This window comes from Kitasatospora sp. GAS1066B (assembly GCF_041262605.1).
In the GTDB taxonomy this organism is placed as follows: domain Bacteria; phylum Actinomycetota; class Actinomycetes; order Streptomycetales; family Streptomycetaceae; genus Kitasatospora.
On the sequence record NZ_JBGCCO010000023.1, the window covers coordinates 1 to 13,189 of the forward strand.

Below are 13,189 nucleotides of genomic sequence, written 5' to 3' on the forward strand. Positions count from 1 at the left end.
GCGTGTTGGCCGTGGTCACGATGACGCTACCGATGCAGTACAAGGCACCGAGCCGGACCACCGGCCCGTCGTGGAGCCGTTCCGACTCCCGCTCGACCGGGTGCACCGCTTCGAGTCCCGCTTCGAACGCTGGCGACCCCAGCTCAAACCCGGCTGCAAGAATCCGCCGACCCCGCGCGGCCGGCGGCATCCTCTACGACCTGGGCAGCCACCTGGTCGACCAGGCGCTCCACCTCTTCGGCCCCACCCGCTCGGTCTACGCGGAGATCGCCGCCCGCCGCCCGGGCGCGCAGGTGGACGACGATGTCTTCCTCGCCCTCACCCACACCAGCGGCGTCCGCTCCCACCTATGGAGCGCCCTCGCCGGACAGGTCGGCCCACGCCTGCGGGCCCTCGGCGACCGCAGCGCCTACACGGTGTACGGCCTGGACCCGCAGGAGGCTGCGCTACGCCAGGGACAGCGCCCCGGCCCCGACTGGGGCGCCCCCGCCCGCACGCAGTGGGGCCTGCTCGGCACCGTGGACGACGCCGAACCGCACCCGCCCCTGCCCGGTGACTACCCCGCCTTCTACGCCGGCGTGGCCGCCGCGCTGCGCGAGGGCAGGCTCGCGCCGGTCGACCCGTATGACGCCGTGGCCACACTCATCGTGCTGGAGGCCGCCCGGGACACGGCCACCCAGGGCCGCACCGTCGAGTTGCCGCAGGTCGCCCGATGACACCCGACCAGGCAGGCGAGCTGGTCGCCCGCATCGAGGAGCAGGAACGCCGCCTCGTGCTGGCCCGCTTCGACAACGAGGACGCCTGGCGGCTGGGCACCCTCCTGGTCGAACTGGCCCGGGCGCGGGGCGCCGTCGTTGCCATCGACATCCGCCGCAACACTCAGCAACTCTTCCACTACGCGCTGCCCGGAACCAGCGCCGACAACGACGCCTGGATCCAGCGCAAAGCATGCACCACAGGCCGCTCCGGACACGCCTCGTACCTGGTGCGGCTGCGGCACCTCGCGCAGGGCAACACCTTCGAGCAGAGGTCGCACCTCCGCCCGGACACCTACGCCGCCCATGGTGGCGCCTTCCCGATCATCCTCGAAGGGACAGGCGCCATCGGCACTGTCACCGTCTCCGGCCTGGCGCAGGACGAGGCCCACGAGTTGGTCACGGCCGCGCTGGAGGAGTACCTGGCACGCGGCTGAGCACGGTGGCACGGAGCTGGGCACAGACGATCACGGGAGCGGCACCCCCGGTCCACGCGATGGCCGGGCCCGACCTGGCAGGGTTGCAGCAAGCCGACAGCCGCACGATCGCCGGCGGGAGACCAACCTCACCGGCCCATCTGGTTCGCCCACGTCCAGATGTGGTGAGATATGCGCTGACGGTCATGGCTCGCTAGTGGGGGTGCGATGTGCTCAGGAGTGGACGGCTGCTCGCACTGGACGAGGACGCCGTGCAGCTCGCCGCCGCGGGCCTGGTCCGGCTGGGCGCGCAGCAGTGGCTGGACGGGGCGGCGAAGGCCACGGCGTGGCGGATCCGCGCCGGCTCGTTCGCGCAGGCGTGGCTGACCTTCGGCGACCCACCCGCTCCGGGCCTGCAGATTCCGGCCGCATCGATCCTGCGGGCACTCGTCCACCGGGCCGCGCAACTGCTCCTACAGGTCCACGACGGGGATGGTCCGGCCGTACTGGAATGGCTGGGCCTGCGCTCGGCCGAGGCTCGCGAACAGGCCGGCCGGGCGGAAGTGGCGCACCCGGCCGAACCCACCGCCCTCACCCTGCTCTGGCACGGCGTCCAGGCCCTCACCGCGGAAAGCGGGCACAGCCACGGCCAGCGCATCGACGACAGGAGCCAGGCGTACATCCGCGAACGACACCGTCGCCAGGACACCCTCGCGCTGATCCTGGCCTGCGCCCAGCTGGCCGCCACCGCCCTGACGGAACTCAGCGACCACGATCCGGACCAGGCCGGCGAACAGCTCGAGGAACACGCCGCCCGACACATGCCGCTCGACGGCCCGGTGCCGCTGTGGGTCCCCGGACGACCCCGACAACCCACCGACTGACGACCAGCCGACCAGCACCACAAGCCGGCCCGGCGAGACACACGCCTCCCCGAGCCGGTCTGCGATCAGTTGTCGATGCCCCAGGAGGGCGCGTCTCCGGTGTAGTCGATGATCTCGGTCCGAACGGAGTGGCCCGGGCCGTCGTAGGTCCACGGGGACTGCGCACCGCTGGGGGAGGCGTACCGAACCTGGCCGCTGTCCCAGACCACGAACTCGCAGTGGCCGTTGGTCCTGGTCGGGTCGATGGCCTGGAAGTCGTGGTACAGGCCATCGGTGTAGAGCCGCGGCTCGATCTTCTGCGCGGCGACGCAGTTCAGGGTGGTGGGCATCGGGAAGTCGCCTTCGGTGGCGGACGCCGGCGAGGACATGGTCAGGGCGAGCGCGGTGCCCGCGCCAAGGACGGCGGTGGCGCTCCGCAGCGAAGTACGGCGAGACAGCATGGTGTGGTTCCCCCGGTGAACGGAACCCGGCACACGCATCGGCGGACAGCTCCACCGGGGTACGGCCGGACGAAGCGATGTTTTCAGCGGATCACGGCGGCAAGAGCTGAGTCGGTTTTCGGACATTCCCGGACACCGCCGCACGGCGTTCGCCGTCCTCGGCGATGTGGGCCTTGAACTCGGCGACTCAAACCGAGCACGCCCCGTGGCGCCTGCACCGCGCGTGCAGACGCCACGGGGCGCTCCGTCCCTCCGGTAGACCGTTCCTCGCCCCCGCGCCGCACGGCTCAGATCAGCCGGTCGGCCGCATCCTCGGCCTGGCTGCGCAGCAGCTTCTTGTCCGGCTTGCCGGCGTCCGTGAGCGGTAGCGCGTCGGTGAAGGTGATCCGGGCCGGCTCGTACATCGCACCCCGCTCCTGACGCACCATCTCGCGCAGCTCCCGCTCGTCCAATGTGCTGCCGGGCGCGGCCAACACCACGGCGTGGACCTGCTCCATCCGGTCGGCGTCGGGGACCCCGAACACGGCACTCTGCAGCACCTGGGGGTGGGTGTTGAGCACGTCCTCCAGCTCGGTGGTGTAGACGTGACCACCCATCACGATGATCATGTCCTTCAGCCGGTCGACGACGGTGAGGTAGCCGTCCTCGTCGAAGCGGCCCAGGTCGCCGGTGTGCAGCCAGCCGCCGCGCAGGACCTCCGCGGTCAGCTCGGGCTGCTTCCAGTAGCCCTGCATCACGCCACCCGAGCGCACGCAGATCTCGCCGAGCTCGCCCACGGGCAGCGCGTGGCCGTCCGGGTCACGGACCTCCACCTCGACCCCTGGCAGCACCTTGCCCGCCGAGCGCAAGCGGTCGGGGCGCTCGGGGTCGTGGTCGGCGGTGGCCAGCGTGCTGATACCGCCGGCCTCGTTCTGACCGTAGAACTGGAAGAGCACCGGACCCAGACGCCGCAGGGCGTCGGCCAGCCGGGCCGGTGAAGCCTGGCAGCCGCCGTAGATCAGGGCGCGCAGGGCGGTGGTGTCGGTGCGCGCCGCGTCCGGGTGGTCGAGCAACTGGTAGAGCAGCGGCGGCAGGACGAACAGCCGGGTGATGCGCTCGTGCTCGATGGCGGCAAGCACCTCGGCGGCGTCGAAGTCCTCCAGCAGGACGACCGCGCCGCCCTCGGCCAGGGTGTGGTCGGCCAGGTGACCGGCCGCGTGCGCCAGCGTGGTGCACACCAGTTGCCGCTCCGGCTCCCTCGCGCCCTCCGCCTCCTCCAGGCCGCCACGGAAGGCGGCCGCCTGCCCGAAGGTGCTGCAGATGCCCTTGGGGTGACCGGTGGTGCCGCCGGTGTGGCGGATGCTGACGATGTCCTCGGGACGGGCCAGAGCCGCCATCGGCTCGGCCGACTGCTCGGCGGCCAGCTCCACCAGGTCCGCGCCGACCTTCGCCTCCCCCAGCACCAGGACGGTGCGGACCGGGACGAGCGCGACCAGGTCCATGGCCCGCTGCGCCAGACGCGGGTCCACGATCAGTACCGCGGTCTCGACGTCGCGGACGATCGCCGCCTGCACCTCCACCGACAGCTTGTTGTAAAGGTGATTGACGGTGCAGCCGATCAGATTGGCCGCATACCGCACGGCTATCGCCTCGGGCAGGTTTCCGCTCAGCAGGGTGACGGTCCTACCGCGGCCCAGACCCTGGTCGAGCAACACCCGGGCCATCCGGTAGACAAGCCCGCGCAACTCCCCCGCACTGATCCGCCGCCCCTCGTGGACCAGCGCCTCGCGCTCGGGCCACTGCCCGAGGGCGTCGAGGGTGTCCTCCACGTAGGTGCGGAACTCCTGGATTTCGCCAGACATTACGGCTGATCCCTTCTACAGCCGGCGCGCGCTCCCCGCGCCCACCGACCATCGTCAAGTTCGTGAGTGACGGGCAGCGGTGACCGACCGTCACGACAGGCGGAGTCTCGATACACCCCACCCCACAGCTGGTTGCCCAAGGCAACCATACGTACCGTAACCGTATCCTCACGCGAGATCAAGTGGGCCGGTGACCGGGCGATGACCCCCGGTAGGCGGCAACGAGCACGCCAAGCTCTCTCGGCCAAGGCGTGTCAGGATCGGGCCCTGCGGAGCTTTCTCATGGGCATCCGGCGCGATGCGATCCCGACCGGGACAGTGCAGGGCGTCCACAATCCGGCATGGCGCTGGGCATCGCCCTGCTGGTTCGCCCGAAGCCGCTGCCTCCGGCGAGTTGACGGCCCATCAGGGCGCACCGGCACCGCCGGGCCCTGATCGGCCGCGTCCGGCTCAGCCCTCCCGGCGCAGCGCGTGCCGTCACCCCTGGCGCGCCACCGGTGCCGGCCGGTGTGCCCAGGAGGGGGCCGGGGACGCCGGGGCGGCTGCGGGGGCAGGAGTGAAGGCGGGCTGGGTTACGAGGGGTCGACCTTGTCGAGTGAGACGAACGGGTCATGGTGGATGCGCTCCAGCGGGACCCCGCCGCGGCGCAGGGTTCGACCGGCGGCCAGGACCATCGGGGCGGGTCCGGCGAGATAGGCGTCGCGCTCCGGCCAGGGCCCTGAGCGGGCCATGGCCCTCAACAACTGGTCGCCGTCTCCGCTCCCGGGCGACTGCTCGTCGGCGACCACGGCCCTGATGGTGAGCCAGGGGTGGCGCTGCGCCAGCTGGTACAGGTCGTCGAGGGAGTAGAGCTCCTCGAGGGCGCGGGCGCCGACGAACAGGTCGACGGGTCGTTGCAAGCCGTCCAGGACAGCCTGTTCGATCAACGCCCGGATCGGCGCGAGCCCGGTGCCGCCGGCCACGCACACCACGCCCCGGCGCGAGCGGCGATCCATCGCCATGTCGCCCAGCGGGGCACCGAGCCGTAGGACGTCACCGACAACGGCTCGGCGCACCAGGGCGTTGCTGACTCGGCCGCCGGTGACGGCCCGGACCTGGAAGGTGATGCTCCCGTCCGGGCGCGGGGCGTTGGCCGGGGAGTAGTAACGCCAGGTCTTGGGCCACCAGGGCGTCTCCATGCTGACGAACTGCCCGCCGGCGAACGGGTACGGCTGGTCGGTCTGCACCGTGATCTCCGCGAGGTCGCCGGAACGGCGGCGGTGGTCGACGACGCGCGCCTGCCAGACGGCGGGGCGGTGCTGCGCGTCGTCGAGGGCGGCCTGGTCCATGGCCTGGGCGGCGGTGTTGTACGCCCGCGTCCAGGCGGCGGCGACCTCGCCGGTCCAGGCCGGACCCGCGTAGTGCTCCAGGGTGGCGAGCAAGCACTCGCCGACCGCCGCGTAGTGGGCGCTCACGGTGCCGAACTTGCGGTGGTCGCGGCCCAGCTGGGTGCAGAAGGTCACCAGGTTCGCGGGATCGTCGACGAGTTCGACGATCAACAGCAGTGCGCGCAGCAGCCGGTCGTGCTGGACGTCCATCTGGACCGGGAACAGCTCGCGGACCTGCGGGTAGCGGTCGAAGAGGGTCGCGTAGAAGAACCTGGGCAGGTCGGCCGCGTACGGCTCGACCGCCGCCGCGCTCGCCTTGACCAGGGCGATCTCGCGCGCCGTCAGCAACTGCCCCGGCTCCGGCAACTGGACGGACGGCGTCGTTGGCCAGTCCTCCTGTGGAGCCGTCTGGGCGGTGGCGCCTCCGGTGGAGCGGTTGGCGCGGAACTTCACAGTGCGGCTCTCCAGTCCAGTTCGTCACCCCCTGTGAACTGTGGTTGCCCGGGCGTGGACCCGACAGATTCTGCCCAGTGCCACGGTCCGCGCCAAGCGGCATCCTGTGAAAGCTGTGTGAGCATGGGCTTCTTGCCAGAACCGGAGTCGACTGGTAGCAGTCCGTCAGCTCAGCGCCGACCCGCACTGACGCGCGGCCTCCTTGCTCTCCAGCCCTGGCAGCCGCCGTACGAGCCGGTGTCGCCGGAGCCGCCGATGGCTGACCATTCTCGGGATGCGATCCCCAATGTTGGAGGAATTGGGTGGAGCACGTGAAGGAGATCACGGTTCGGTCGCGGCCAGGAGCGCGAGTCCCGGCCCCCTCGACTCGCCGCCGGGCGTCGGCCTTACCGAGGAGTAGCCGGCCCCGCACTCGCGAAGCTGGGGGTCGATCGACACTGAGCCTTCGATCAGCAGGCGAGATTCTGAACAGAAGGAAAAATGAAAGGTGCTACGACGATTCTGGTGTAGAATCTGAAGCCAGAGGGCGGGCTCCGGGACAGGCATCACGGTGATGCCGACCAACCGCCCACCGCCAGGGGGAGAACACCATGACCTACCGACTCGACACCGCACAGGCCACGATCGACGAGCGTCTGCGGGAGGCCGCGGAGTACCGCGTCCTGCGCGCGGTCCGACTCAAGAACCGCGCGGAGCGCACCACTCGGCGCGCCCGCCGGGCCCTGACCAGCCTGACCGCATGAACACCCCAACCTCAACGGGCCGTCACCGAAGCACTGGTGACGGCCCGTCCCGCTTCCCGGGCCGGGGGCGCACCGCGAATCGGCCCCGGAGCGTGGGTCGGTAGCGGGCAAGCGGCGGCCGGTCTGTCGTGATCCCGTCCTGCCCGGTCGAAGCGGTGGGACCCCTTTCAGGTGGCGGGCCCGCATGGCGGATGATGGGAATCGGCCGGACCGCGGATGTAAGGGGCAGTGCAGTGACAGACCACGAATCCCACTGGTCGGAGCCAGGCACACCGCCGGCCCGCGGCGGAGGACCGGATACCGTCATGGTCGACCCCTCGTCCGAGGCCGACGTGTCGGTCGATGCCGGGTCGTCGCCGGCGACGAGGGGCGCAGGCGCCGGTCGGACCCTGCGCCGGCTCGCCGTACTCGTCTCCGTAGTCGTCTCACTGTTCTTGCTGCCCTGGTGGACGCTGTTCTCCTCCCACACCGACTGGCCCCTCCCGGTGGTCCTGGTCGGCACGGTCCTCTTCGCCGCCGCGGTGCCCGCCTTGCCGGTGCTGATGGTCATGGGCCACGGGCGCAGGCGCTCGGACCGGGCGGCACGCATCGCCGACACCACTCTCGGGGTGGTCTGGGTGCTGTTCGCCTGGTCGGCGCTGGGCAACCTGCTGCGGCTCGTCCTGATCGCGCTCGGCGTCGGCGACCCGGATCGGTCCAGGATCGTGGCCATCGCCGTCGCGGTGATCGCCACCGGGCTACTGGCCTGGGGGCACCGCGAGGCCATGCGCCTGCCCCGGGTGAAGCGCCTGGACGTCATCGTCCCGCGGCTCGGCCGCGGCCTGGACGGGACGCGGGTCGTCGTGCTGGCCGACACCCACTACGGACCGATCGACCGGGCCGGCTGGTCGGCGCGGGTCGCCGAGGCGGTCAACGAGCTGGACGCCGACGTCGTCTGCCACGCGGGCGATATCGCCGACGGCACCCCGGACCAGCGCCGAGAGCAGGCCGTGCCGCTCGGGACGATGCGGTCACGACTGGCGAAGGTGTACGTCACCGGGAACCACGAGTACTCCAGCGAAGCCCAGGGCTGGCTCGACCTCATGGCGGAGCTGGGGTGGGAGCCCCTGCACAACCGCCACGTGGTGGTCGAACGGGGCGGGGACAGTCTGGTGCTCGCGGGTGTGGACGACATGGTCGCGGCCTCCTCCGGGCTGACCGGACACCGGGCGGACCTGCTCGGCGCGCTGGCGGGGGCGAACCCGGACCTGCCGGTCCTGCTCGTCGCCCACCAGCCCAAGTACGTCGGCCAGGCCGCGAGCGCCGGCATCGACCTGCAGATCTCCGGCCACACCCACGGCGGGCAGATCTGGCCGTTCAACTACCTCGTCCGGCTCGACCAGCCGGTGGTGCACGGCCTCAGCCGGCACGGATCGCGCACCCAGCTCTACACCAGCCGGGGCACCGGCTTCTGGGGCCCTCCCTTCCGGATCTTCGCTCCCAGCGAGATCACGCTGCTCACCCTGCGGTCGGCGTAGCGCCGGTCCGGCGACGGCCGACGGCGCGGGTGTCTGCCTGCGCGCGGGCTCACCCGGGCCGGGAACCGTTGCGGTGGGCGGGGCGTTGTCGCTGACGCGGACCGGTACGTGTGCGCGCGAACGCTGGAGGCGGATTCATGGGCGTGGTCCTGACGCAGGGCGGCAACGTGTCACTGGGCGAGTTGGCCCCGGCGGCCGGCACCGTACTCGTGGGGCTGGGGTGGAGCGCCGCGGAGGGATGCGAGCTCGATGCCAGCGCCCTGCTGTGCGACCACGCGGGACGCTCCTCCGATCAGAACTTCGTCTTCTTCAACAACGTGCGCAGTCCGGACGGTTCGGTGCGCCACCGCGGGCCCGCCGCGGCCGGGTCGGCGGACCGGGAGCAGATCGAGGTCGACCTGGCCGCCGTTCCCGGCGAGGTGCGGAAGATCGCTTTCGCGGTCGCCGTCTACGACGCGGCGCAGCGCGGACAGACCTTCGGCCAGGTCCACAGCGCCCACATCCGACTGCTCGACCCCGCCGGCGAAGCCGAGTTGGCCCGCTACGACCTGCCGCGGGCGGCCGCGGGCGAGAGCGCGATGGTCTTCGGCGAGCTCTACCGCCACGGCGGCGGGTGGAAGTTCCGTGCGGTGGGCCAGGGTTACGCCTCGGGGCTGGCCGGGATCGCGGCCGACTTCGGCGTGCGGGTCCTGCAGCCGGCCGCCGAACCGAGCACCCCGCCGCCTTCCCCCGCCCCGGTCCGCCCGTCCGTGAGGTGCTTCTTCGACCCCGCGCACGGCGCGAGCAGCAGCACTGTGCTCTGGTCGCCGCAGTGGGGTGCCGCGCGCGAGGTCCATGCCTGCGCCGCCTGCGCGCAGCGGGTGCTGACCACCCCGCCGCCCTTCTACGCTCCGCCCCAGCACGTTTCCGCCCAGGCCGGCTACCCGCAGCCTGTCCAGGCCGGCTACCCACCCGCCGGCGGCCACCCGCAGCCTGCCGGGCCGGACCACGGCCGCCGGTTCGGCGCCGGGGCGCTGATCGGCGCCGGCGCCGCCGGCATCCTGGGCGGCATCCTGCTGGACGAGGCGCTGAGCGACGACGAGCCGCGCGTGGTGGTCAACAACTACTACGAGGACGAGGACGACGACTTCTTCTAGCAGATCACTGCTGCTGCGGGTCTACGACGGCACCGAGCGCTGAGCCCTTCCGCGGCGCGTCCGCGGAAGGGCTCAGCGCACTCCGCAGGCCGCCAGTGCCTGGGTCTGGGCCGCGGTCGGCTCGGCCGGGAAGTAGAGGTAGCAGATTCCGCCGCTGCCGTCAGCCGCCTCGCCTTTGGCGTTGGTCCACGTGGTGCGCAACCAGGCGTTCTCGAACTGGTGGCGCTGGTAGACGCGTCGGACCGCCTCGTTGGAGGGTGAGGCGGGATCGTTGGCGATGACGTCTCCGTCGGCGGTGAAGCCGATGACCGCCATGAGGTGTCCGGCGGTGCCGTAGCCGGCGCCGTCGAGCTCGCTCGGCAGGAAGCAGAGGGACGTGATGAGCGGGATGCCGGCCAGGATGAGGTGCTCGGCCTCGGTCAGCGAGCGCAGCCGCGTGACGACGGCTTGCAGGCCCGGGTAGGTCGCGGCGTAGGCGGCGTTGAACGGCCAGTTCCCGCAGCCCTGGTACTGGTAGTCGAAGGTGCCGCGGGCGGCCTGGCAGACCTGCGGGTCGGTGTAGGCGGGGTCGACCCAGGCCAGGTCGGCGGGCGCGGGCGTGCGGCCCCAGTAGGCGAGGACCATCTGCGAGGAGGTGGGGCTGCACCAGGCCTCGCCGCCGCTGTCGTACTGCGGGTACTGGCCCTGGTGGACCTCCTGCGAGTAGCGCGGCACGGGCAGTTCGTGCCCGGCGGCCGGGCCGGGCGCCGTGGCCGGCGTCTGCGCGGAGGCGGGCAGGTCCGAGGTCAGCACACCCAGGCGCTGGACCACGGGGGTGAGCAGGGTGCCCGGCTTGCGGTAGAGGGTGAGCCGCAGTTGGCAGGTGGCCAGGCGCAGACCGCCGGCCGGCGTGTCGATGGCGAAGGTGTCGGTGCGGATGCTGCTCCGGCCGTCCTGCTGGCCCGCCACGCTGGTGCGGCGGATGTCCTGGTCGCCGGCCGCCCAACGGCCCATCACGTACCAGGGTGTACGGGCTCCGTCCGTGTAGCTGCCGCTCAGCTCGACGGCGAGCCAGGTCCCCTCGGGGGTCCGGGCGTTCCAGGAGGCCACGGCCTGCGTCGCCGGGTGGGCGAGCGGGCGTTCGGGCGAGGTCCAGCTCGCCCACTCCCAGCCGGCGGTGGTGCCGGTGTGCGGGTCGAGGTAGTCGACCGTGCCGACCGCCGCCTCGATGCGCAGGCCCGGGACCTCGCCGTCCGCCGCCGTGGTCCCCGGCGCGGCACCGTCGGCCCAGTCGGCGGCGGTGGTCCAGGACTGGTAGTCGATCCCACCGGCCTGGGTATCGTCCATCGCCGCCGGGACCGGTCGGCCCGCCGGGGCGGGCCGGGTCCGCGGGGCGACAGCGGTGGCGGCGGCGGCAGCTGTGGCCGCGAGCAGGGACCTTCGCGTGGTGGGGTCGGGCACGTGCTCTTCAACGCCGATCACCCCGGCCGAGTCACGGTCTGTGCCGCGGTCACGTCCGCGTCCGCGCCGGGTTCTCGCTCAGTCGGGTCCGGGCAGGGTGAGCCGGAAGAGCGCCCCGCCGCCCGTGGCGGGCTCGGCGGTGAGGACGGCGCCGTGGGCGCGGGCGATCTGCCGGGCCATCGCCAGACCGAGCCCCGAGCCGGGCAGTGCCCGTGCCGCCGAGGCGCGGTAGAAGCGGTCGAAGACGTGGGGCAGGTCCTCGGGCCTGATGCCGGGGCCGTGGTCGCGCACGGTGAGCTGGCCGCCGGCCGTCAGCGAGACTTCGACCGCGCCGCCCGGCGGGCTGAACTTCGCGGCGTTGTCCAGCAGGTTGGAGACCAGCCGGGCGAGCCGGGCGGGGACGCCCGCGACGGTGCGCCCGTCCGTCTCGTCCAGCAGGACGAAGGCGACCGCGGGCCAGTGGTCCTGGGCGGCCGCCACGCAGTGCGCGACCAGCGGGCCGATCCGCACCTGTTCGAGCAGGGGGCGCGGCTCCTCGTCTCGGGCCAGCTCGATCAGGTCGTTCACCAGACCGGTCACCTCGCGCAGCTGCCGCTGCAACGCCGCTGCCGCCCGGTCCCGTTGGGCCTCCGTCAGCCGGTCCGCGCGAGCCAGCAGTTCGGCGTTGGTGCGCAGCGCGGTGAGCGGGGTGCGCAGTTCGTGCGAGGCGTCGGCGACCAGCCGTCGCTGGGCGGTGACCGACTGCTCCAGCTCGCCCAGCATGGTGTTGAAGCTGCCGGCCAGCCGGGTCAGTTCGTCCGCGCGGCGCCCCGGTGGCAGCTCGATCCGCAGGCCGGCGTCCCGGGTGGCGGCGATCCGCTCGGCGGTCCTGGTCAGCCGGGTGACCGGCGCCAGGCCGGTGCGGGCGACCGCGTAGCCGAGCGCGGCCGCCAGCAGGACGCCGGCTGCCGCGACGGCCGCCATCAGCTCGCCGGCCTGTCGCACGCCCCGGTCGGCGGCGTCGGAGCGCAGCGCGACCTGCACGGCCTGGTGTGCGCCGGCCGGTGCGGTGCCCATCGCGGTGGTCAGCATCCGGGCAGGGTGGCCGCTGACGGTGATGTCGGAGTGGTACCCGGCGCGTTGCCCGGCGGCCACCTGGCGGGTGGCCTCGGTGACCGGGAGCACGTAGCGGGCCGTCGGGTCCTTGGCGGGGTCAGCGGGCACGATCTGGGTGCAGGCCGGGGCGGCCAGGTAGCCGCACTCGCCGGAGACCGCCTGCGGCGGCTGGTTGCGGTACTGCTGCTGGATCAGAGTGGCCTGCTGGGTCAGGCTCAGGTCGAGCTGGTGCAGCAGTTCGTACCGGACGATGGTGAAGGCCGCCGCGCAGACCCCGAGCGCGACGAACGCGACCGCGGCCGTGCAGGCCAGCGCCAGCCGGGTGCGCAGCGGGCGGTGGCGACGCCAGCGGGCGTGCGCCCTCACCGCTCCGCCAGCCGGTAGCCCACCCCGTGCACGGTGTGCACCAGCCGTGGTTCGCCGTCGGCCTCCAGCTTGCGGCGCAGGTAACTGATGTACACCGCGAGCGAGTTGGAGTCCGGGCCGAAGTCGGCGCCCCAGACCAGCTCCATGATCAGCTCGCGTGGCAGCACCTGTCCCGGGTGGCGCAGCAGCACCTCCAGGAGGGCGAACTCGGTGCGGGAGAACTCCAGTGGCCGCCCGCCGCGGCTGCCGGTGCGGGTGACCGGGTCCACCGTCAGGTCGGCGAAGGCGGCGCCGGGGTCGTCCGGGGCGGGGGCGGTGCGGCGCAGCAGGGCCCGCAGCCGGGCGGTCAGCTCGTCCAGCGCGAACGGTTTGACCAGGTAGTCGTCGGCGCCCGCGTCCAGCCCGTCCACCCGGTCGCTCACCGAGTCCCGGGCGGTCAGCACCAGGATCGGGGTGCGGTCGCCCAGCGCCCGCAGCCGCCGGCAGACCGCCAGTCCGTCGAGCACTGGCATCAGCAGGTCCAGCACCATCGCGTCCGGCTGCCAGTCGGCCAGTTCGCTCAGCGCCGCCAGCCCGTCGGCGGCGCCGCGCACGGCGTAGCCTTCGACCGCCAGGCCGTCCTCGACGGCGGCGCGCACCTCCGGGTCGTCCTCGACGACCAGGACCCTCAGTCCGTTGCTCATGGGACAAGCCTCGCAAACCAGGCTCTGATAACTCTCTTAATGCGGCCGCGCAG

12 protein-coding genes are annotated in these 13,189 nt (G+C 72.5%); 6 read left to right on the top strand and 6 right to left on the bottom strand.

Annotated elements, in window-relative coordinates; all coding sequences use genetic code 11:
- From ABH937_RS24580 to ABH937_RS24590, 3 genes are all read left to right on the top strand, one after another.
- Window positions 1-716 (top strand): Gfo/Idh/MocA family oxidoreductase (locus ABH937_RS24580; RefSeq protein WP_370219479.1); only part of this gene is annotated, 716 nt, incomplete at its 5' end.
- Window positions 713-1,192 (top strand): heme-degrading domain-containing protein, encoded by a 480-nt coding sequence (locus ABH937_RS24585; protein WP_280689538.1) that lies wholly within the window; start codon window positions 713-715, stop codon window positions 1,190-1,192. The genes ABH937_RS24580 and ABH937_RS24585, both read left to right, overlap by 4 nt.
- A gap of 209 nt (window positions 1,193-1,401) precedes the next feature.
- Window positions 1,402-2,055 (top strand): hypothetical protein, encoded by a 654-nt coding sequence (locus ABH937_RS24590; protein WP_280689537.1) that lies wholly within the window; start codon window positions 1,402-1,404, stop codon window positions 2,053-2,055.
- Window positions 2,056-2,120: 65 nt separating this feature from the next.
- On the opposite strand, the gene ABH937_RS24595 is transcribed toward ABH937_RS24590, so the two are convergent.
- The 3 genes from ABH937_RS24595 to ABH937_RS24605 all read right to left on the bottom strand — a co-directional run bounded on the left by ABH937_RS24595 (window position 2,121) and on the right by ABH937_RS24605 (window position 6,156).
- Window positions 2,121-2,495: a hypothetical protein gene (locus tag ABH937_RS24595; RefSeq protein ID WP_280689536.1), complete on the bottom strand. Its 375-nt coding sequence runs from the start codon at window positions 2,493-2,495 to the stop codon at window positions 2,121-2,123.
- Between the two features lie 287 nt (window positions 2,496-2,782).
- On the bottom strand, window positions 2,783-4,336 hold the full coding sequence (locus tag ABH937_RS24600; protein WP_370219481.1) for an AMP-binding protein: 1,554 nt from the start codon (window positions 4,334-4,336) through the stop codon (window positions 2,783-2,785).
- Window positions 4,337-4,908: 572 nt separating this feature from the next.
- Window positions 4,909-6,156, bottom strand: a complete 1,248-nt coding sequence (locus ABH937_RS24605) for a globin domain-containing protein (protein ID WP_280689534.1) — start codon at window positions 6,154-6,156, stop codon at window positions 4,909-4,911.
- A gap of 590 nt (window positions 6,157-6,746) precedes the next feature.
- Here ABH937_RS24605 and ABH937_RS24610 point away from each other — a divergent pair.
- The 3 genes from ABH937_RS24610 (at window position 6,747) to ABH937_RS24620 (ending at window position 9,552) form a co-directional block, all read left to right on the top strand.
- Window positions 6,747-6,899, top strand: coding sequence for a hypothetical protein (locus ABH937_RS24610; protein ID WP_280689533.1), 153 nt, complete (start codon window positions 6,747-6,749; stop codon window positions 6,897-6,899).
- Window positions 6,900-7,204: 305 nt separating this feature from the next.
- Window positions 7,205-8,416: a metallophosphoesterase gene (locus ABH937_RS24615; RefSeq protein ID WP_370219482.1), complete on the top strand. Its 1,212-nt coding sequence runs from the start codon at window positions 7,205-7,207 to the stop codon at window positions 8,414-8,416.
- A gap of 137 nt (window positions 8,417-8,553) precedes the next feature.
- Window positions 8,554-9,552: a TerD family protein gene (locus tag ABH937_RS24620; protein ID WP_370219484.1), complete on the top strand. Its 999-nt coding sequence runs from the start codon at window positions 8,554-8,556 to the stop codon at window positions 9,550-9,552.
- Between the two features lie 72 nt (window positions 9,553-9,624).
- Here the strand turns inward: ABH937_RS24620 and ABH937_RS24625 are convergent, their stop codons facing one another.
- The 3 genes from ABH937_RS24625 to ABH937_RS24635 are packed head-to-tail and all read right to left on the bottom strand — an operon-like array spanning window position 9,625 to window position 13,136.
- Complete coding sequence (locus ABH937_RS24625) at window positions 9,625-11,013, bottom strand: C39 family peptidase (protein ID WP_280689530.1); 1,389 nt, start codon at window positions 11,011-11,013, stop codon at window positions 9,625-9,627.
- Between the two features lie 57 nt (window positions 11,014-11,070).
- Window positions 11,071-12,453 carry a sensor histidine kinase gene (locus ABH937_RS24630; RefSeq protein WP_370219485.1) on the bottom strand — a complete coding sequence of 461 codons (1,383 nt, stop codon included), beginning with the start codon at window positions 12,451-12,453 and terminating at the stop codon, window positions 11,071-11,073.
- Entirely contained in the window at window positions 12,450-13,136 is a 687-nt protein-coding gene (locus tag ABH937_RS24635; RefSeq protein ID WP_280689528.1) for a response regulator transcription factor, read from the bottom strand. Before ABH937_RS24635 ends, ABH937_RS24630 begins: the two co-directional genes overlap by 4 nt.
- Window positions 13,137-13,189 lie beyond the last annotated feature (53 nt).

Coding starts and splice junctions, on each gene's coding strand:
- ABH937_RS24610 (WP_280689533.1), top strand. CDS start 6,747: ATGACCTACCGACTCGACACCGCACAGGCCACGATCGACGAGCGTCTG.
- ABH937_RS24600 (WP_370219481.1), bottom strand. CDS start 4,336: ATGTCTGGCGAAATCCAGGAGTTCCGCACCTACGTGGAGGACACCCTC.
- ABH937_RS24620 (WP_370219484.1), top strand. CDS start 8,554: ATGGGCGTGGTCCTGACGCAGGGCGGCAACGTGTCACTGGGCGAGTTG.
- ABH937_RS24595 (WP_280689536.1), bottom strand. CDS start 2,495: ATGCTGTCTCGCCGTACTTCGCTGCGGAGCGCCACCGCCGTCCTTGGC.
- ABH937_RS24615 (WP_370219482.1), top strand. CDS start 7,205: ATGGTCGACCCCTCGTCCGAGGCCGACGTGTCGGTCGATGCCGGGTCG.
- ABH937_RS24635 (WP_280689528.1), bottom strand. CDS start 13,136: ATGAGCAACGGACTGAGGGTCCTGGTCGTCGAGGACGACCCGGAGGTG.
- ABH937_RS24585 (WP_280689538.1), top strand. CDS start 713: ATGACACCCGACCAGGCAGGCGAGCTGGTCGCCCGCATCGAGGAGCAG.